The organism is Streptosporangium sp. DT93 (assembly GCF_049844535.1).
In the GTDB taxonomy this organism is placed as follows: domain Bacteria; phylum Actinomycetota; class Actinomycetes; order Streptosporangiales; family Streptosporangiaceae; genus Streptosporangium.
The window spans coordinates 1-19373 of record NZ_JBNCLF010000010.1 but is presented as its reverse complement, the minus strand read 5'-3'; the positions used below and the strand labels follow the sequence as shown (position 1 = coordinate 19373).

12 protein-coding genes are annotated in these 19373 nt (G+C 74.0%); 9 read left to right on the top strand and 3 right to left on the bottom strand.

Annotated features, from left to right (window positions below; genetic code table 11):
- Positions 1-21: 21 nt before the first annotated feature.
- The 7 genes from ACLQ2R_RS21645 to ACLQ2R_RS21615 are packed head-to-tail and all read left to right on the top strand — an operon-like array spanning position 22 to position 8032.
- Positions 22-1173, top strand: a complete 1152-nt coding sequence (locus ACLQ2R_RS21645; RefSeq protein WP_425962036.1) for a glycosyltransferase family 2 protein — start codon at positions 22-24, stop codon at positions 1171-1173.
- Complete coding sequence (locus ACLQ2R_RS21640; protein WP_425962035.1) at positions 1170-2180, top strand: glycosyltransferase family 2 protein; 1011 nt, start codon at positions 1170-1172, stop codon at positions 2178-2180. The genes ACLQ2R_RS21645 and ACLQ2R_RS21640 overlap by 4 nt, the downstream gene beginning before the upstream one ends.
- Complete coding sequence (locus ACLQ2R_RS21635) at positions 2177-3214, top strand: hypothetical protein (RefSeq protein WP_425962033.1); 1038 nt, start codon at positions 2177-2179, stop codon at positions 3212-3214. Before ACLQ2R_RS21640 ends, ACLQ2R_RS21635 begins: the two co-directional genes overlap by 4 nt.
- The gene (locus ACLQ2R_RS21630; RefSeq protein WP_425962031.1) at positions 3211-4341 is read left to right on the top strand and encodes a class I SAM-dependent methyltransferase; all 1131 of its coding nucleotides are present in this window, start codon (positions 3211-3213) and stop codon (positions 4339-4341) included. Before ACLQ2R_RS21635 ends, ACLQ2R_RS21630 begins: the two co-directional genes overlap by 4 nt.
- Positions 4338-5705 carry an endonuclease/exonuclease/phosphatase family protein gene (locus ACLQ2R_RS21625; protein WP_425962029.1) on the top strand — a complete coding sequence of 456 codons (1368 nt, stop codon included), beginning with the start codon at positions 4338-4340 and terminating at the stop codon, positions 5703-5705. Before ACLQ2R_RS21630 ends, ACLQ2R_RS21625 begins: the two co-directional genes overlap by 4 nt.
- 3 nt (positions 5706-5708) lie before the next feature.
- On the top strand, positions 5709-6791 hold the full coding sequence (locus tag ACLQ2R_RS21620; protein ID WP_425962027.1) for a glycosyltransferase family 2 protein: 1083 nt from the start codon (positions 5709-5711) through the stop codon (positions 6789-6791).
- Positions 6788-8032: an endonuclease/exonuclease/phosphatase family protein gene (locus ACLQ2R_RS21615; protein WP_425962025.1), complete on the top strand. Its 1245-nt coding sequence runs from the start codon at positions 6788-6790 to the stop codon at positions 8030-8032. Before ACLQ2R_RS21620 ends, ACLQ2R_RS21615 begins: the two co-directional genes overlap by 4 nt.
- A 28-nt stretch (positions 8033-8060) precedes the next feature.
- Here ACLQ2R_RS21615 and ACLQ2R_RS21610 read toward each other — a convergent pair whose 3' ends face one another.
- The 3 genes from ACLQ2R_RS21610 to ACLQ2R_RS21600 form a co-directional block, all read right to left on the bottom strand.
- Positions 8061-8258 (bottom strand): FAD-binding protein, encoded by a 198-nt coding sequence (locus ACLQ2R_RS21610; protein ID WP_425962436.1) that lies wholly within the window; start codon positions 8256-8258, stop codon positions 8061-8063.
- A 208-nt stretch (positions 8259-8466) separates the two neighbouring features.
- The gene (locus tag ACLQ2R_RS21605; RefSeq protein WP_425962024.1) at positions 8467-9507 is read right to left on the bottom strand and encodes a hypothetical protein; all 1041 of its coding nucleotides are present in this window, start codon (positions 9505-9507) and stop codon (positions 8467-8469) included.
- A gap of 72 nt (positions 9508-9579) precedes the next feature.
- Positions 9580-10443, bottom strand: coding sequence for a DUF72 domain-containing protein (locus ACLQ2R_RS21600; protein WP_425962022.1), 864 nt, complete (start codon positions 10441-10443; stop codon positions 9580-9582).
- A 1434-nt stretch (positions 10444-11877) separates the two neighbouring features.
- Here ACLQ2R_RS21600 and ACLQ2R_RS21595 point away from each other — a divergent pair.
- Together ACLQ2R_RS21595 and ACLQ2R_RS21590 are read left to right on the top strand one after the other, a co-directional pair.
- Positions 11878-13833, top strand: coding sequence for an ATP-binding protein (locus ACLQ2R_RS21595; protein ID WP_425962021.1), 1956 nt, complete (start codon positions 11878-11880; stop codon positions 13831-13833).
- 365 nt (positions 13834-14198) lie between these two features.
- Positions 14199-19373: amino acid adenylation domain-containing protein (locus ACLQ2R_RS21590; protein ID WP_425962019.1), on the top strand; the 5175-nt coding region annotated here is incomplete at its 3' end.

The following is a 19373-nucleotide window of genomic DNA, read 5'->3' as shown; positions in this document are numbered from 1 at the left end:
CCCCCACGAAAGGCGACGCGCATGCCCCCATCCTCCCCTTCCCCTCTGGTGTCGGTCGTCGTCCCGGTTCACGACGCGGCCAAGACCCTGCGGGCCTGTCTCGCCTCGGTGACGGCGCAGACGTACCCGCGTCTGGAGATCGTCGTCGTCGACGACGCCAGCACCGACCGGTCCCGGCTGATCGCGGGAGAGTTCCCGTGCCGGCTGCTGGAGCACCCCCGCAACCGGGGCGTGTCGGCGGCCCGCAACACCGGGGCGGCGGCGAGCCGCGGCGAGATCCTGTTCTTCCTCGACTCCGACGTGGGCCTCGACCCCGGCGCGGTGGCCGCTGCGGTGCGGCTGCTCGCCGAGGACCCCGGATGCGGGTGCGTGTACGGCGTCTACGGCAAGGAGCCGCTCGTCGACGACGGCCCGGTGGAGACCTACCGGACGTTGCACCTGCACCACGTCCTCAGCCGTGCGGCCGGCCCGACGGCGACGGCGGTCTTCGCGATGGCCGCCGTCCCCCGGGCGGTCTTCGAGGAGACGGGGCCGTTCGACGAGAACCTCCGCTGCGCCGAGGACGACGAGTACAGCGAACGCCTGCTCGCCCGGTACGGCATCCGGATCTCCGGCGAGATCACCGGCCGTCACGACGAGGCCGACCGGCTCCTGCCGTTGCTCGCCGAGCAGTACCGGCGCGCGCAGCTGATGCGCTTCTCCGCGCGCAACCGGCTGCGCCGGGACGCCCTGAAGGTCACCCGGACGCCGGGGCTGCTGGCCGCGGCGCTGACCGCGGTGGCCGTGCCGCTGGGCCTGGCGTGGCGGCCGGCCCTCCCGGCGGCCCTGGCCTGCCCGGCGCTGTTCGCGGTCTCCGACCCCGGGCTGTCGCGGTTCGTGCTGCGCGAGCGGGGACCGGCGTTCCTCGCCTTCTTCACCGGGGTGCACCTGCTCACCCACACGGCACTGCTCGCGGGCGCCGCCACGGGGGTGGTGCGCGCCGCGCTCGACTCCTCCTTCGGGCCGTCCCGGCGCGCGGCCCCGGCCCCCGCGCCCCCTCGGCCCCGCGCCCCCCGCTCCTCACCCCCCGCCCCTTCGCCTCCCGTCCCCGTACCTCCCGATCCCGTACTCCCCGATCCCGCACGTCCCGTCCCGCGCGCCCGTCGAACCCCCGGAAAGGCCGGTGAGGCATGACCTCGGCACCGCTCGTCTCCGTCATCGTCCCCAACTACAACTACGCGGAGGTGCTCGCGCTCTGCCTGCGCTCCGTCCAGGAGCAGACGTACTCCCCCATCGAGATCGTCTACGTGGACGACTGCAGCACCGACGACTCCGTGCGGGTCGCCGAGTCGATGGGGGTGCGGGTGCTCAGCACGCCGCGCAACAGCGGGGTGTGCGTCGCGCGCAACCTGGGCGTGGAGCACGCCCGGGGCGAGGTGCTGTTCTTCCTCGACTCCGACGTGGCGCTCGCCCCCGACGCGGTGGCCCAGGCCGTGGAGCTGCTGCGGTCCGATCCCGGCGTCGGCGCGGTCTGCGGCAACTACGAGCCGGTCCCGCTGCGGCGCGACAGCCTGGTCAAGGAGTACCGCACCCTTTACCGCCACTACTGGTACCTGGTCGCCGAGGGGCCGATCAGGGGTTTCCTGCCCGTCGCCATCATCGCCTTCCCCGCCTCCGTGTGGGCCGAGGTCGGCCCCTGGACGGCCGAGCTCACCCAGTCCGAGGGCACCGACGTGGGCGAACGGCTCGCCGAGCGGTACACGGTGCTGCTCACCTCGGCCGTGCGCGGGCGCCACGACGACGACGCCACGCTCCGCGTCGCGCTGCGGAAGGTCTTCACCCGCACCCGCGTGCACGTGCCGTTCTTCCTCCAGCCCCGGTACGCCCCCGGCGTGGTCGGCTCGCCGGAGTCGGCCGCGAGCCTGGCCGCCGCGCTGGCCGCCGTCACCGTGCCGGTGCCGCTGCTGACCGGTTCGGCGTGGACGGCGGCGCTGCCGGCCCTGCTGCTGGCCACCTGGCTGGGGATCGACCGCAGGATGTACCGGTTCGTGTTCACCACCCGCACACCCGGCTTCGGGTTGTTCTTCGTCGGCATGCACTTCCTGGTCAACCTGACGATCGCGGCCGGCGCGGGGACGGGCATCCTGCAGTGGCTCACCTCGCGCTCGTTCCGCCGGATGTACGCCAAGGCGCCCGCGTGACGGCCCAGGTCCGTGACGGGACCCGGCGGGCCGGGGACCGTACGGCCGCTCGGCGGGTGTTCGCGGGGCTGCGGACGGTCGCCTACCTGCTGGTGTTCGGGTTCCTGGGCTACCAGGTGTGGCGGGTCCGCCACGGCCTGGGCGACAGCCTGCGGCTGGTCGGCTGGGACGACGCCCTGCTCGCCATGGCGCTGGCGGCCGTCGGCGGGGTGCCCGGGTTCTTCGGCTGGCGCATGCTGCTGGCCGGGCTGGGCACCCGCCTGCCGTGGCCGGCGGCGATCCGGGTGTTCTTCCTCGCCGGGCTCACCCGCTACCTGCCGGGCGGCGTCTGGCCGGCGGTGGCGCACGCCGCGATGGCCCGGCCGCTCGGCGAGCCCCCGGCCAGGCTGGCCGGGGCCTTCGTGGCCACGCAGGGGCTGGCGGTGATCGCGGGACTCGCGGTCGGGCTGGTCGCCCTGCCGTGGCTGGTGGCGGCCGACGCGATCTGGTGGGCGCTGCTGCCGGTGCTGGCCGCCGCGTCGGTGCCGCTGGCCGCCCCCCGGCTGCTGGAGCGGCTGCTGGGCGTGGCCCAGCGGGTCCTGCGCCGCGGCGGGGAGGCGCCGGTACTGCCCGGACGGCGCACCCTGTTCGCGGTGACCGGGCTGATGACGGCCGGCTGGCTGATCAGCGGCCTGCACGTCACGGTGCTCGCGGTCGCGCTCGGCGCGTCACCGGCCGGGGCTCTGACGGTGGGGATCGGCGGTTTCGCGCTCTCCACCGTCGCCGGGGTCCTCACGCTGGTGATGCCGTCGGGCCTGGGTCCGCGCGAGGCCGTTCTCGGGCTCACGGTCGCCACCCTGCTGACCGGTCCCGGCCTGGTCACCCTGGTGGCGCTGAGCCGGGTGCTGATCACCGTGGGCGACCTGATCTCCACCGCCGTCGTCCTGGGCTGGCTCGCCCTGACCGGCCGGCTCACCTCCCGCCCCGTCCCGCCCTCCGGTGACCGGCGGGCCGATCCCACCGACCAGCGGACAGAAGGAGTCCCCTCACCATGACCCCCCACAGCGGCTCCTCCCCGCTCACCCCGACCCCGCCCACCCCGACTCCGCTCGGCCCCGCCCCCACCCCCTCCGCCCCGCTCACATCCGCCCCGCTCGCATCCGCGCCGCTCGCCCCCGCCCCGCTCGTCCCCGGTCGTGAGCGGATCCGTCACCTGGTCCGCCAGGTCCCCGCCGGGCGGGTGACCGGCGCGCTGCTGCGGGCGCTCGCCGCCCTGCCCTTCGCCGACCGGCCGTTCGGATGGCTGGAACGGCATCCGGCGGTGCACGGCACGCTCCTGTCCGCCTTCGGCCTGCGGCGGCCGATCTTCATCGACCACCCCGTCCACCCGGAGCCGCGCTTCGGCTACGGCAGGCCGGACCACCCGCAGATCGCGGCCCTGCTGGAGCGGGGCCGCGACCGCTACGCCGACCGGCTCACCGGCTTCCTCTCCCTGGAGGAGCACCTGGCCGCCATTCCCGTACGGGACCGCCCGGACGGCACGGTGCCGTACTGGGACAACGGCTGGCTGCCGCCGCTGGACGCGCTCGCGCTGTACGGCACGCTCGCCAGGACCGCCCCCCGCCGGTACGTCGAGATCGGCTCGGGCAACTCCACGAAGTTCGCGCGCCGCGCGATCGGCGACCACGGCCTGCGCACCCACGTCACCTCGATCGACCCGGCGCCGCGCGCGAACGTCGACGCGTTGTGCGACACGGTGGTGCGCCGCCCCCTGGAGCACGTCGACCCGCGCTTCTTCGCCGACCTCCAGGACGGTGACGTCGTCTTCCTCGACGGCTCGCACCGCGTCTTCATGGGGTCGGACGTGACCGTCTTCTTCCTCGAGATCCTGCCGCTGCTGCGTCCGGGCGTCCTGGTCCAGCTGCACGACATCCTGCTGCCCCGCGACTACCCGCCCGAGTGGCGCTGGCGGCACTACTCCGAGCAGTACCTGCTGGCGGCGTTCCTGCTGGCCGACCCGGGCCGGTTCGACGTCGAGCTGCCGAACGCGTTCGTCGACGGCGACGAGCGGCTGCGCGGGCTGGTGGAGCCGCTGTGGCGCCGCCTTTCGCTCACCGAGTCCTACCTTCCGGCGTCGTTCTGGATGCGGATCCGCGACCGCCCGGCCGGACCGGCGGCATGACCGGCCTGCCCCGTGCGGTCCCGCCGGACGGCCGGGCCGCCGGACGGAGGACACGCGTCCGGCGCCCGGTGGCGTGGGCCGCGCTCGGGCTCGCGCTGGTGTGGCCGGTGTCCGCGCTGGTCAACTGGTCGACCGGCGGGTTCTGGTGGTGGGGCGGGGCGGTACCGCTGCTGGTCTTCTGCGCCGGGCCGCTGCTGGTGCTCGCCACGGTGCCCCTGCTGCTGCTGTCGCGTACGCGCCTCTCGCGTCCGGAGCGGGTGCTGGTCAGCCTGGCGACGGCCCAGGTGGCGCTGGTGGTGCTGCGCCGGCTGCTCACCGGCCGGACCTGGGTGTGGGTCGTCCCCGACCTCATGGTGCCGCCCCTGCTGTTCGCGCTGCTGCCGGCCGCGCTGCTCGCCGCCGTCGCGCTGCTCGCGGTGTGCCGCGTCCAGCTCGGCCGGGCCGCCCGGCGGTGGACGGTCCTGCTCGCCGCGACCGCCCTCGTCCTCGGCCTGGACGGCTCCGGGCTGAACCCGCGCGCGCCCTGGGCCTGGGTGGGGGCGGCCGAGCCCGTCCCGCCGGGCGCGCTCCACGTCGTCTCCTGGGACACCTACTGCTGGGACACCACCGACGACCCCGGCCGTTTCCTCGCCTACCTGAAGCGGTTCCGCGCCGACGTCTACCTGCTCCAGGAGTACTCGGGGTGCGGGCCGGGGGCGCCGCTGCCGATCCACGACGGCGACCTGCTGCGGCGCGCGTTCCCCGGTCACCACGTGGTGACCGCCGACGGCCTGCTGACGATCTCGCGCCTGCCCGTGGCGGACCGGGCCGTCCTGGGGACGCGCCCGAACCCGCTGGCGCCCTCGTGGAGGCACGCGGCCCTCCGCACCGACGTGAGCGTCGGCGGGCGCCTCGTCTCGCTGTACAACGTGCACCTGTACGACATGCTCTACCTCAGCTCCAGCCCGCTGAGCCGCGAGTTCTACCGGTCCATCGCGGTGCTGGACGCCGAGCGCGGCGTCCAGCTCGACGAGCTCGCCGCCGACATCGGCCGCAACCCGCACCCGCTGCTCGTCTCGGGCAACCTCAACGCGCTCCCCGGCACGGGGCACGCCGGGCGGCTGGGGCACCTGTCGGACGCCGCGCGCGCCGGCCGGTCGCCCTACCCGGCGACGCTCACCTTCGCGGGACTGCGGCTGTGGCGGATGGACTGGACCCTCACCTCGTACGACATGCGGGTGCACCGCTACGACCTGCGCTCGCCCGAGGGGCTGTCCACCCACCACCTCCAGGAGACGGTCGTCTCACCGGCCGACGTGCGGGGCGCGCCTCCTCCGCACCCGGCACCGGACCGGCACCGACGTCAGAGCCAGAAAGCGGGATGAGCCATGGAAGCGAACCGTCCGCCGGTCACCGTCATCGTTCCCAACCACAACCACGCGCGGTTCCTGCCGCTGTGTCTCGCGGCCGTGCGGGAGCAGACGTACTCCCCCCTGGAGGTGCTGGTCGTGGACGACTGCAGCACCGACGACTCCGTGCGGATCGCCGAGTCCATGGGGGTGCCCGTGCTGCGGACCCCGGTGAACGGCGGCTCCGCCGTGGCCCGCAACACCGGAGCCGCCCACGCGTCCGGCGAGATCCTGTTCTTCGTCGACTCCGACGTGGCGCTGGCGCCCGACGCCGTGGCCGTCGCGGTGAGGCTTCTGGAGGCCGATCCGGGTCTCGGGGCGGTCTGCGGGATCGAGGACCCCGAACCGCTGCTGCGCTCCACCCGGATCGAGGACTACCGCGCGCTGCAGCATCATCACTGGTCGATCGGCTCGGAGGGTGAGGTCTCCTTCCTGTGGTCGGCGATGTTCGCGATCCGCGCGGACGTCTTCGCCGAGACCGGGCCGTTCGACCCGCGGCTGAGGTACACCGAGGAGGTCGACTACGGGCGGCGGCTCGGCCTCCGCCGCACCATCGTGATCACCTCCGCGGTGCGCGGCCGGATGGGCCACGACCGCGAGCTCGGGGCGCTGCTGCGCAAGCTGTTCCACCGCGGCCGGTTCCGCGTTCCCCTGTACGCCCGCAGGCGGCGGTTCGCCCGCGGGTACGAGACCGCGTCCCGGGCGTGGGCCTCCGTGGCGGCGGGGCTGGCGGTCGCGACCCTGCCGCTGCCCCTGGTGTACGGTCCCGCCGCGCTCGCCGTGCCGATGCTGGCCGTGGCCGTCTCGATCGCCTGCGACGCGGGCATGTACCGGTTCGTGTTCTCCCGTCGCTGCCCGCTGTTCGGCGTGTTCTTCGTCGGCGTGCACTTCCTGGTGAACCTCGCCATCATGGGCGGTGTGATCACCGGCGCGGCGCAGTGGCTGCTGTCGGGAAGGTTCCGCGCGATCTACGACGTGCCCGGGCCGGCCGCGCCGGTCCGGCCCGGTCGAGCCCCCGGCGCGGAGACGGCGGGCACCCGAGGGAAGGAACCCGCACCGTGAGGGACAGGACGCTCCCCGCCGGAGGCCGGTTCCCGGACGGGCACGACCGGGAACCGGCCTCCGGCGGGCCGCCCGGTCCCGAGGACACGAGCGGGGCCGCGTCCGCGGGCACGAACGGGATCACGTCCGGGAGCGCGGGCGGGACCGTGTCCGGGAGCGGTGCGCCCCGGCGGACGCCCCTCGGGGTGCGGGCCCGGTTGCTCCTCGGGGCGGCGGCGGCCTGGCTGGTGTTCGTCGTCCTGCACCACCTGCTGTCCGGGCGGTTCTGGCTGTGGCTGCTGCCGGACCTGGTGCCGCCGCTGGTCTACGTCGCGGTGCCGCTCCTGCTGCTGGCCGCGACCCCGGCGGCCGGCCGGGCACGGCGGTGGTACGCGGCCCTGACGGTCGCCTCCCTCGTCCTCGGCGCCGGTCAGAGCGGTCTCAACCCCGGCGGGGCGGTCCGCGGCGACGGCCCCGTACCGGCCGGGGCGCTGCGCGTGCTGTCGTGGAACACCGAGTACTGGCACCAGCACGACGACCCGGCCCGCTTCTACGCCTTCCTCAGATCCCACGACGCCGACGTCTACGCCCTGCAGGAGTACCTCAACTGGACCGATGACACGCCACTGCGGGTCGACGACCTGGCCCGGCTGCGCCGGGAGTTCCCCGGGTACCACCTGGCCGTGGACGGCGAGCTCGTCACGCTCTCGCGCTTCCCCATCACGGCCACCTCACGGGTGGGGCCGGCCAGGACCCTGGGCCCGGCCGCGCCGTGGCGGGCGGTGTTCGACCTGGCCAAGGTGCTCCGTACCGACCTGCGGGTCGGCGCGTCCGTCCTGTCGGTCTACAACGTGCACATCCCCACCCAGTACATGCTGGACGAGAACCCGCTGACGCCGGAGTTCCACACCGCCCTGCGGGCCCGCGACGCCGCCCGCGGGGCGCAGTTCCGTGGTCTGCGGGCCGACCTCGACGCCGGCCGCGACCCGGCCGTCGTGACCGGCGACTTCAACACCACGTACGCCATGGGCGACCTGCGGAAGCTGCCGCGACGGCTCTCCGGCGCCAACGACGCCTCCTCACGGCTGCTGCCCGCCTCCTGGCCCGCGGGCGGACCGGCGCTGTGGCAGCTCGACTGGACCTTCACCTCCCAGGTCACGGTCCACCGCTACGACCTGCTGGATCCGCGCGGCATGTCCGACCACCGCGCGCAGAGCCTCCTGCTGTCCGTCGCCCCGGACGGGCCTCCCGGATCCCCGTAGACCTCCCGCCGGCCCGCCCTCCGCGTCCTCAGCGGGACGCGGCGTGCGGGGCGGCGCGGTAGCCGAAGACGACGGCCGGGGCGATGGTCGATCCGGGTCCGGGGCAGGTGCGGCCCACGACCGAGGCGGTGGTGTTGCCCGCGGCGTACAGGCCGGGGATCTCCGAGCCGTCCTCGCGCAGCACGCGGGCGTGCTCGCCGGTGAGCGGGCCGCCCTTGGTGCCCAGGTCGCCGGGGTGGACGCGGCCGGGCTGACCATGGACGGGTTCCTGGCCGGCGACCGCGAGTGGGTGCGCGCGGTGCCCCGCTGAGACGCGGCGACGCCGGAGGGGCGGGTGACGTGGAGGCACCGTGGTCCGGCGTGACAACGGAGCCTCCTGCCGGTACGGCGCGTGATCGCGCGCCGTACCGGCCGCACCGGCCGCGACGGCCCGGTCAGCTCTCGTCGGGCTCGTCGGGGCCGAACGGGTCCCAGTCGGTGGCGTAGCGCAGCAGGGACGCGGCGAGGTCCCCGTGCCGGCCGGCCCACACGTCGTCGAAGACGAACCACTGCTGGTACCCGAAGTGGCCGTTCATGTGGATCGCCATCTGGGCCAGGTGGTCGCCGCTCTCCAGCAGCGTCCTGCCGGGGTCGCGGCCGTCGTCGGACGGGCCTGCCTCCAGCCGTCCGAGCGCGAACGCGTGGGCGAGGGCGTGCTCGCCGAGCAGCTCGGGCGGGAGCTCCCCGTCGTACGAGGGCCAGTGGTTGCACCGGCGCAGCGCCGGTCCGAGGTCGTCCTCCTCCGGCGCCACCAGTGCCCGCAGGACGAGCAGCTCGTGCGGCCACTCCCCGAGCCCTGCGGTCGTGGCGCGCAGGTGCGCCGCCAGGGCGGGCAGCCTGACGCCGGGGAAGGAGAACGGGGGCTGCCAGCAGATGCTCTCGCTGTCGTAGAAGGTCAGCAGGACCGCGTGGGTGGTGCCCGTCCCGGCACCACCACCGCCCGTTCCGATCTCGCCACCGCCCGTCCCGGTTCCACCGCCCGTTCCGGTCTCGTCGTTCGTTCCGGTCTCGTCGGGCAGTGGCCAGCCGTCGTGCAGCAGGTAGGCCACCCGTTCCGGATGCAGGGCGGCGAGGGTGTCGTCGAAGAAGAAGTAGGGCACCTCGACCTCGTCGTCGTCGGTGTGGACCCGCACGCTGTGCTCGTCGACCAGCAGTTCACCCTCGTGGTACAGGTGCTCGGGCAGCAGGGCGGCGAGTTCCCGCCAGGACGACGGGGCGGGGAGGCCGTGCTCGCGGGCGCTCTCGAAGAGCGAGGACAGGCCGTAGACGTCCCCTCCCAGCTCGGCCTCGATCCAGGCGCGAGGGTCCCCGGCGGGGTCGTCCACCACCGTTTGCCAGGCCCGGCGGAACCAGTCGAGCACGGTGGGGTCGGGAAGACGGCGGACGCGCTTGCCGAGCGGGCCCTCGTAGTGGGTGCGGTAGACGAAGTGAGTCACGAGCCCCAACCATGCCGGACGGCACCGACAGGACACCGGCGAGGTCAGCCGGCGGGAAGGAGACCCGGCCGGTCAGAAGAGGGTCAGGGGCTCGTCCGGCAGCGGTTCGGACATCGGCTCGGGCAGCGGCTCGATCTCCGGCAGGCGGGCCCGCGCCTCCTCGTGGAAACGGCGGGCGAGCGTGGGCGCGTCGGCGTTGTCAGGGGTGTGGACGAACACCGTCGGCGAGCGCCCCTCGCGCAGCCACCCGACGACCGTGTCGATCCACTCCTGCCAGCCCTCGACCGTACGCGCGGGGTCGTCCCGGCCGAGGTAGCGGACGATCGGCCGGTCGGTGAGCGCGCGCGACCGGCGGGGCATGCGTGGTTTCCTCTCCCACGCCTCCCGCTCGGCGTCACTGGCCGGAGGGCTCTGGAACAGGACGGCGGTGTCGAACGGAACCCACTCGGCGCCGACGTCGGAGAGCACCCGCTCCAGAAGCCCCTCGGCCCTGGGGTCCTCGAAGAACGCGCGGTGGCGCACCTCAACGGCGTACCGGTACGAATCCGGGAGCCTGCGGAGGAAGGCCGCGAGGATGCCGAGATCGGCGGGACCGAAGGACCCCGGCAACTGCACCCAGAGGGCGTGGGCCCGGGGCCCGAGCGGCTCGATCGCGTCGAGGAACGACCGGAGCTCCTCGTCGGCGCCGGTGAGGTGGCGCCCGTGCGTGATCGTCTTGGGCAGCTTGACCACGAGGCGGAAGTCGGGATCGGTCTGCCGCGCCCACGACTCCACCGTGCTCCTCGCCGGGGTCGCGTAGAAGGTCGTGTTGCCCTCCACCGCGTTGCACCAGGTCGCGTAGGCGATCAGGCGCTCCTCCGGGGGGAGCGGGTGGGGCAGCAGTCGCCCCTGCCAGGTCTTGTGCGTCCACATCGCGCACCCCACATGAAGCCGCATGCCCTCGACGCTATCGGAGACCGGCGACCACGAAGACCACACAGACCCGGAGGCCAAGGCCCGGAGATCGAGGCCCGGAGGCCAAGGCCCGGTACGGCGGTCTCCGCTTCCCCAGCCCACGCGACGACGGGGAACGACACCGCCGAACCCACGGCTCTCGCGGGGGAAAGCCCCCTGTCCGTCGCGCCCGGGGAGATCGGCGGGATTCCGCAGTCCCCAGGCCCGTGCCGGCAGTTCGCGGGAACGCACCCGGCCGGCGTGACCGTGGGTGATGGTGGTCACCAGCAGCTCGTCCGCTCCCGTGACGCGCTGGAGCGTCCGCAGTCCGGCGGCCACCGTCTCCGGCGATCCGACGAACCTGGTGTCGATCCGATCGGCCACCAGCGCCCGGTCGGCCTCGCTCCACACGTGGGACCGGGCCTCCCTCGGGGTGGGGCAGGGGATGGCGGCGCCCTGCCCGCTGCGGATGCTGCGCACCCAGAGCCCGGCAGGAAAAGTAGGTATATCTGTCAACGAACGGCTTCACCGGTAACCGCCTCGCCAGGGATCCGGGCCGTCACACCGGCCGGGCGTCCCTCCCCCGCCCGCCCTCCCGCGCCCACCCGTCAGGCGTACGCGGCCAGGCCGCACCGTCATGTGACCGCGCTCACCCCCTCTCCCGCGGCCGGGGCTACGGCAACAATCGCCATAAATGAACAAAAAATGTCGGCCGGAGCCCGGGAAGAGCATTCCGAGCAGATCCTGAAATACTCCCGGCGCCCCGTTCCACCGATTTCCCGGGCACGGAAGTGCACATTCCCCACGAGGTGATACGCGCGGGCCCCGAGCGTGTCCGCGGCGTTTCACGCCATTCGATCAACCAGTCCGGCGACCGGTCCCGTAAAGCGATCATCAACACCGCGCGAGGCCGTCTCCGCACGCGCGGCACGGGGTGCGCCCCGCGCCCCCGGAGCCACCCCGGGGGCGGCTCCGGGGAGACCGGAGCACGCGAAGGCGGCCCCGGCGCCGGCGAGGACCTGAAAGAGGCCCGGAAAAGGCCAGGTGAGCCCCTGGTGGAGCCTCGACGAAGACCATCGCCGAAGCCCCGGCGGGGCGGCCGCCCCGCGACGGCGGGAGAGCATCCCGAAACTCCTCACCCGGGGTGATGCTCCCGGAGCGACATCCTCACCCCCAGCCCGGTTGACATCACGGAGAAATCTATTCAAGTTCATTTGGAGCAGCCGAATACGCTTGGTTGTGACGTAAGGGAATAGGATGGCCGAAATCGTGATGGCTGGTCGTGACCGGAATGGCAATAATGGCCGTTCTGAACCGTCAGGGTCCGCCCTCCGCGGATATCTCCGGGACTCCTTTCAGGCGAACGACGGAGCATCGATCAGGAGCGTCGGCCCGGCCGGGGACGCGCGCGACGCCGTCACCGTCCCCAGGCCGTGCGTGGTGATCCGGCTCGCGGGGATCTTCTCCGTCGAACGCGACGGCATCCAGCTCGTCGGGAAGGTGATCAGCGGCAAGGCCCGTACGCTGCTCGCGCTGCTCACCGTGGAACGCGGCCGGGTCGTGCCGATCCGGTGGATCGAGGAGGTCCTCTGGGAGAGGAACGCTCCGAAGCGGCCGGCGAGCAACGTCGCGACCCTGGTGAGCAGGCTGCGCAGGGCTCTCGGCCATCGCGCCATCACCGGAGGGCGCGACGGGTACCGGCTCGGCACGGCACCGGCGGTGCGCGTGGACATCGACGAGGCCGCCGCGTTGATCGCCGAGGCCGAGGTGCGCCTGACGGCGGACGAGCCGACCGTGGCCGGAGTCGCCGCGACGCGGGCGCTGGAGCTTCTCAACAGCGGATCGGTCCTGGAGGGGGAGCCCGACGCCCGCTGGGCGGAGGCCGCGTGGCGCGGGGCGTCCGACCTGGTCAGGCGCGCGCGCCACGCCGCCGCGGCGGCGGCCCTGCGGAGCGCGGAGCCCGCGGTCGCCCGGCGGGCCGCCGAGGCGGCGGTGCTGGCCGACCGGTTCGACGAGGCGGCGTACCGCCTGCTCATGAGGGCGCACGCCGCCGCCGGGGAGTCGGCGCGCGCGCTGCTGCTGTACGAGCGGCTGCGCGACACCCTCGCCAGCGAGCTGGGCACGGACCCCGCCCCGCAGACGCGCGACCTGCACCTGGCGGTCCTGCGCGAGCGCGTCCCGAGATCCACGCCGGATCCGGACGGCCCGCGCGCGCCCGTACCGGCGGGCCGGCCGGCACCGGCCGGTCGCGGCCGCGAGACGGCGGGCCGGTCGATGCTGGCCGGCCGCGATTCCGAGATGGCGCGCGTCGCCTGCGCCTGGTCCGCCGCGGCGGCGGGACGGCCCGGCGTGCTCGTGGTGACCGGCGAGTCCGGCATCGGCAAGTCCCGCCTCGCCGCGGAGGCGGTGCGGCACGTCACGTCCACCGGCGGGACCGTCCTGCAGGCGGCGTGCTACGAGACGGAACGCTCGCTGTTCCTGCAGCCCTTCGTCGACGCGCTGACCCCGCACGTCGCCCGGCTCGCCCCGCCCGTCCTGCGGGAGGCGGCCAGGGAACAGGCGTCCGTGCTCGCGACCCTGGTGCCGGACGTGGCCCGGGTGCTGGGGTCGTCGCCGGAGGCGCGCGACCCCGCGGAGTTCGGGCGGAGCCTCGTCTACCAGGCCGTGACCGCCTTCCTGCGCGGCCTGACGGCGCGGGTGCCGGTCCTGCTGGTGCTCGACGACCTGCACAACGCCGGGGAGCCGACGGTCGAGCTCGTGCACTACCTGGCCCGCCGGGCCGCCCCCTCGCGGCTGCTGTGCATCGCCACCGTCCGCGCGGAGGCGGGCGAGGAGGTCTTCCGGTCACTCGACGGCGTGGCGCAACGGCTCGACCTGGGAGCGCTGCCGCCCGCGGCCGTGACCAAGCTGGCCGCCGCCACCGGCAAGGACGAGCTGGCGGCGGAGATCTTCCAGCGGACCGGCGGGCACACGCTGTCGGTCGTCGAGACCCTGAGAGGCCAGGCCATCGACGATTCCGGCGTGCCGGAATCGCTGCGGCCGGTGGTCCTGCGCCGGGTACGCGGGGCGGGCGAGCAGGTCGAGAGGCTGCTGCGCGCCGCTGCGGTCCTCGGCCCGGCGTTCGATCCGCTGGTGCTCGCCGCGCTGACCGATCTCACCCCGAACGAGGTCGCCTACCACTGCGAGCGGGCGCTCGCCGCCCGCCTGCTCGTGGTGTCCGGCCGGAGGTACGCCTTCGCCAACGAGCTCATACGGCTGGTCCTGCAGGCGACGACCCCCGAACCGACCCGGACGATTCACCAGCGGCGCGCGTCGGAACTGCTCGACGACCGCGACGAGGTGCTGCCGGTCCCCCGTACGCCGCTCCTGGGGTCCGGCGCGAAGGGCCTGTGACGGCACCCGCGTGCCCGGCGCGGCGGCGGGGCGGGTCTCGGCCGACGGCGTCGCACGAAGGGTGACGGGGAGAGTCCACCGGACGACGTTGCAGGACCGTTGCAACGCGCCGGCCCGGCGCCCGCCGTCCGCCGTAGGTGCCCGCTCGGCCCCGTGACCGGCCCGGCGCCGCCCTCTCCTTGTGGAACGACCGCCTTCCCACCCGGTGACGGCGGGCCCGCCGCGCCCCGCCGGACGGTGCAACGCCGGTGCAATCGCCTTTGTCATAGTTCTGGTCGATCTTGCGAGTAAGGGAGCTCATCCATGCACGCAGCTCGCGGCGCCAGGAACGCGCTACGGCGTACCGACGACGGGCGCAGTGAGGTATGTGGCGAGACACGGCCCTCGACGCGCGAGAGGGCGTGATCGTGGACACCGTCCGTACGACCGGCGACCACTCCACGGGCACGTCTCCCGCGCGGCGGGGCTCCGCCGGGGAGCTGCGCCCGCGACCGGAGGACCGCGGACCGCTCTCCTACGCCCAGCAACGGCTGTGGTTCCTGGATCGCTGGCTGGGCGACAGCCCGGCCTACAACGTGCCCGTGACCCTGCGCTTCTCGGGTCCGCTGGTCCCCGGCCGCCTCGTCGCCGCCCTGGTGGGCGTCGCCGCCCGCCACGACGTCGTGTTCACGGTGTTCGACGAGGTGGACGGGGAGCCGGGGCAGTCGCTGCTCGGCGATCGCGAGCTGGCCTGCCCCCTCGTCGACCTCACCACCGGGGAGGGCGTGAACGCCGGGCAGGCGGGGGTCGCCGAGGCCGTCGGAGTCGCCGAGGACACCGGGGACCTCGCGGGCGCCGCGGCCCTCGACGGGCGCCGGGCGCGTGCCGAGGAGCTGATCCGCGCGGACGCGCGGCGGCCCTTCGACCTCTCCGCCGGGCCGATGCTGCGGGCGGCCCTCTACCGCCTGGCCGAGGACGAGCACTGGCTGCACCTGACCTGGCATCACATCGCGTGCGACGGATGGTCGCTGGAGGTCTTCCAGCGACAGCTCCTGGAGGCGTACCGGAACGGCCTGCCGGAGAGCGGACCGCCGGAGCTGCGGTACGCCGACTACGCGCTGTGGCAGCGCGAGAGGCTGACCGGGCCCCGGGTGGAGAAGGATCTCGCGGCCTGGCGGGAGGCGCTGCGCTCGGCTCCCGCGCTGCTGGACCTCGGCGCCGACCGCCCGCGCCCGGCCGAGCTGAGCCACCGCGGCCGGACCGTCGAGTTCGCGCTGCCCGGCGAGCTGGCGCGCGAGGCCGAGGAGTTCGCCGCGCGGTCGGGCGCGAGCCTCTACATGGTGCTGCTCGCCGCCTTCCAGGCCCTCGCGGCCAGGCATTCGGGTGGCGGCGACATCGTGCTGGGCTCACCGGCCGCCGGACGTGACCGGGCGGCGCTCGACGAGATGGTCGGCATGTTCGTCGACCTGCTGGTCCTGCGCGCCGACCTCGGGGACGACCCGAGCTTCCGCGACCTCGTCTCCCGTGCGCGCGCCGGTGTGCTGGGGGCCCTCTCGCGCGGCAGGGTGCCGTTCGACCTCGCGGTGAACAGGCTGCACCCCGACCGCTCCCTCGCCCACAACCCCGTCGTCCAGGTGGTCTTCGCCTTCCACGAGGAGGAGCCGCTCCGTTCCCTGGGCGACGGCCTGACGGTGGAGCGGGTCACGGTGCCCACCGACACCGCGAAGTTCGACCTCACCTGGTCGGTGCACCGGCGCCCCGACGGCCTGCTCCTGGAGGTCGAGTACGCCACCGACCTGTACGAGCCGTCCACGATCCGTCTCCTGGCCGAGCACTGGCAGGAGCTGCTGCGCCGGGCCGTCGCCACGCCGGACGTCCCGGTGAGCCTGCTGGAGCCGATGTCGCCGGCCGAGCGCGCGCTGGTCGCCTCCTGGTCGGGCGAGGACACCGACCTCCCCGCCGGTACGGTGCACGGGCTGGTCGCCGAACGGGCACGGCGGGCACCGGACGCGACGGCGGTGGTGTGCGACGGGGAGCGGGTGTCGTACGGCGAGCTGAACGCGCGGGCGAACGCGCTGGCCCGCCACCTGCGGGACCTGGGGGTGGGTCCCGAGGTGCCCGTGGCGGTGTGCGTCGAGCGGTCCGTCGAGACGGTCGTCGCCACTCTCGGGATCATGAAGGCCGGCGGTGTCTACGTCCCGCTGGACACCGACTTCCCGGCAGAACGCGTGGAGTTCATGCTGCGGGACGTGGGCGCCCGCCTCGTCCTGGTCTCCGGGAACGGCGTCTCCGGGGAGGGCGTCCCCGGCGAAGGTGTCTCCGGGGAGGCGGGCGGGGCGGTCCCCGACGGCCCCTGGGAGAGGCTCGATCTGGACGACCTGCCGCTCGACGGCCGTCACGACGACCAGGACGACGCGAACGACCCGGTTGGCCCGGACAACGGCTGCTATGTGATCTTCACGTCGGGGTCCACGGGCCGCCCCAAGGGCACCCTGGTCACGCACGCGAACGTGACGCGGCTGTTCCAGGCGACCGCCGCCGCCGGTCTGGCCGTGGGTCCCGGCGACGTGTGGACGCTGTTCCACAGCTTCGCCTTCGACTTCTCGGTCTGGGAGATGTGGGGCGCGCTGAGCACCGGCGGCCGCCTGGTCGTGGTCCCGCGCGCGGTGAGCCGTGACGCCGAGGCGTTCCACGAGCTGGTGCGCCGCGAGCGGGTGACGGTGCTGAGCCAGACCCCCTCGGCGTTCCGGCAGTTCGAGACGGCCGACGAGCGGGCGGCGGCGCCCCTGGCCCTCAGGGCGGTGGTCTTCGGCGGCGAGGCGCTGCACCGGCCGTCGGTGCGTCGCTGGGCCGACCGCCACGGTCACCGGGCCCCGCTGCTGGTGAACATGTACGGGATCACCGAGACGACGGTGCACGTGACGTACCTCGAACTGGAGGACCGTCATCTCGACGGCGCGGTGAGCCGGATCGGCCGCCCGCTGCCGGACCTGCGGGTGTACGTGCTGGACGAGCACGGCCGGCCGTGCCCCGTGGGCGTGGCCGGTGAGATCCACGTCGCGGGCGCCGGGGTGACGCGCGGCTACGTCGGGAGGGCGGGGCTGACCGCCGAGCGGTTCGTGCCCGACCACCTGGGCGACCGGCCCGGAGGGCGGCTGTACCGCTCCGGCGACGTGGCGCGGTGGACCGCCGCGGGCGAGCTGGAGTACCTGGGCCGCGCCGACGCCCAGGTCAAGGTCCGGGGCCACCGGATCGAGCTCGGGGAGATCGAGACCGTCCTCCAGGCGCACCCGTCGGTCCTGGAGGCGGTGGTCGACCCCCGCCTCGGCGCCGACGGGCACACCGACCTCGCCGCCTACGTCGTGCCCGGCGGTGACGGCGCCCCGGCCGGGGAGCTGCGGGCCTGGCTGTCGGAGCGGCTGCCCGACTACATGGTGCCTCGCTGGTTCACGTCCCTGGACGTGCTGCCGCTGACCCCGCAGGGGAAGGTGGACCGGCGCGTCCTGCCCGAGCCCTCGGGCGAGCGGCCGGACCTGCTGCAGCGGTACGTCGCCCCGCTGCCCGGCGACGAGACGTCCCTGGCCGGCATCTGGTGCCGGGTGCTCGGGGTGGACCGGGTCGGCCGCCACGACAACTTCTTCGACCTCGGCGGCGACTCGATCCGCAGCATCCAGATCCTCGGCCAGGCCCGCAACGCCGGGTTCGCGTTCACCCTCCAGGACCTGTTCCGGCATCCGGTCCTGGCGGACCTGGCCGGTGCCGGCGCCTCGGGCGGCGGCCCGGACGAGGCCGTCGCGGGGGGCGGGGAACCGTTCTCGCTGGTGTCGCCCAGGGATCGGGAGCGGCTGCCCGAGGGGCTGGTCGACGCCTACCCGATGGCCGAGCTCCAGGTCGGCATGGTCTACGAGATGGAGCTCGACCCGGACCGGCGTCCGTACCACAACGTGGACAGCCTGCGGATCGCCGGTCCCTTCGACGAGGCGGCGTTCCGGGACGCGGTGGCCCGGGTGGTCGAACGGCACCCGATCCTGCGTACCTCCTTCGACCTGAGCGGTTTCGGCGAGCCGATGCAGCTCGTCCACGCCACCGCCGAGATGCCGTTCTTCGTCGCGGACCTGCGCGGCATGGACGAGGACGCGCAGGATGCCGTCATCGCCGCGTACATCGAGGCCGAGCGCGGCCACGGCTTCGACCATTCGCGGCCGCTGCTGCTGCGCTTCGGCATCCACCGGCTCGGCGACGACGCCTTCCAGTGGACGATCACCGAGCACCACGCCATCTTCGACGGCTGGAGCCTGCACTCCACGATCTCGGAGATCTCCGCGACCTACCAGCGGCTGCTCGCGGGGGAGAACCCGGTCCTGGAGCCGTTGCGGTCCTCCTACCGGGACTTCATCGCGGCCGAGCAGGCGGCGCTGCGCTCGGAGGACAGCGAGGGTTTCTGGCTGGACACGCTCTCCGACCGCCCCGACAGCCGGTTGCCGCGCCGTCCGGCGGGTCGTCCGGCGCCGCTCACCGGCCGGGTGATGGAGGACGAGTGGCGCGAGCACAACGAGGCGGAGGGGTACGGCTCGATCGAGACGCTGTTGCCCGCCGACGTGTGCGAGGGCGTCCGTGAGCTGTCCCGGCGGTGGGGGGTGCCGTTCAAGGCGGTGGTGCTGGCGGTCCACCTGCGGGTGATCAGCCTGGTCACCGGGAACTCGGACGTGCTGGTGGGGCTGACGTCCAACGGCCGCCTGGAGGAGGCCGACGGCGCGGAGGTGCGCGGCCTGTTCCTGAACACGGCGCCGTTCCGGCTAAGGCTCCCCGAGGGGAGCTGGCGTGACCTGGTACGGGCGGTGTTCGAGGCCGAGCGTGAGCTGCTGCCGCACCGGCGCTACCCGCTGTCGGCGCTGCAGCGCAGGCTCGGCGGCGCGCTGTTCGAGGTGAACTTCGTCTACAACCACTTCCACGTGCTGGGGGACGCCTTCGGCGCGGACCGCATGCGGATCGTCGACAACAAGATCGACAGTTTCAGCACCGCGCGTGTCGAGCCGACCAACTTCCCGCTCAATGTCGGCGTGATCCGCAACCCCTACTCCGCGCGCCTGCTGCTGGCCCTCGACTACCACACCGACGTCCTGGCCCAGGACCAGGTCGCCGTGATGCGGGACTACTACCTGCGGGTGTTCGAGGCGATGGTGGCCGGCCCGGAGGCGTCGTACCGGGACGTGTCGCTGCTGGGGGACGACGAGCAAGCACTGCTGGCGTCGTGGAACGGCAACGTCGCCGACGTCCCCGAGGTCCTGGTGCACCAGCTCGTCCAGGCCCGGGCCGAGACCCGGCCCGACGCGGTGGCGGTGGTCTCCGAGGGGCAACAGCTCACCTACCGGGAACTGAACGCGCGCGCCAACCGATTGGCCCGCTACCTGCGGGACGCGGGCGTGGGACCGGACGTGTGCGTGGGAGTGTGCGTCGAACGGTCCGAGCACATGATCGTGGCGTTGCTGGCCGTCGCGAAGGCCGGCGGGGTGTACGTGCCCATGGACGCCGACTTCCCCGCCGAACGCCTGCACTTCATG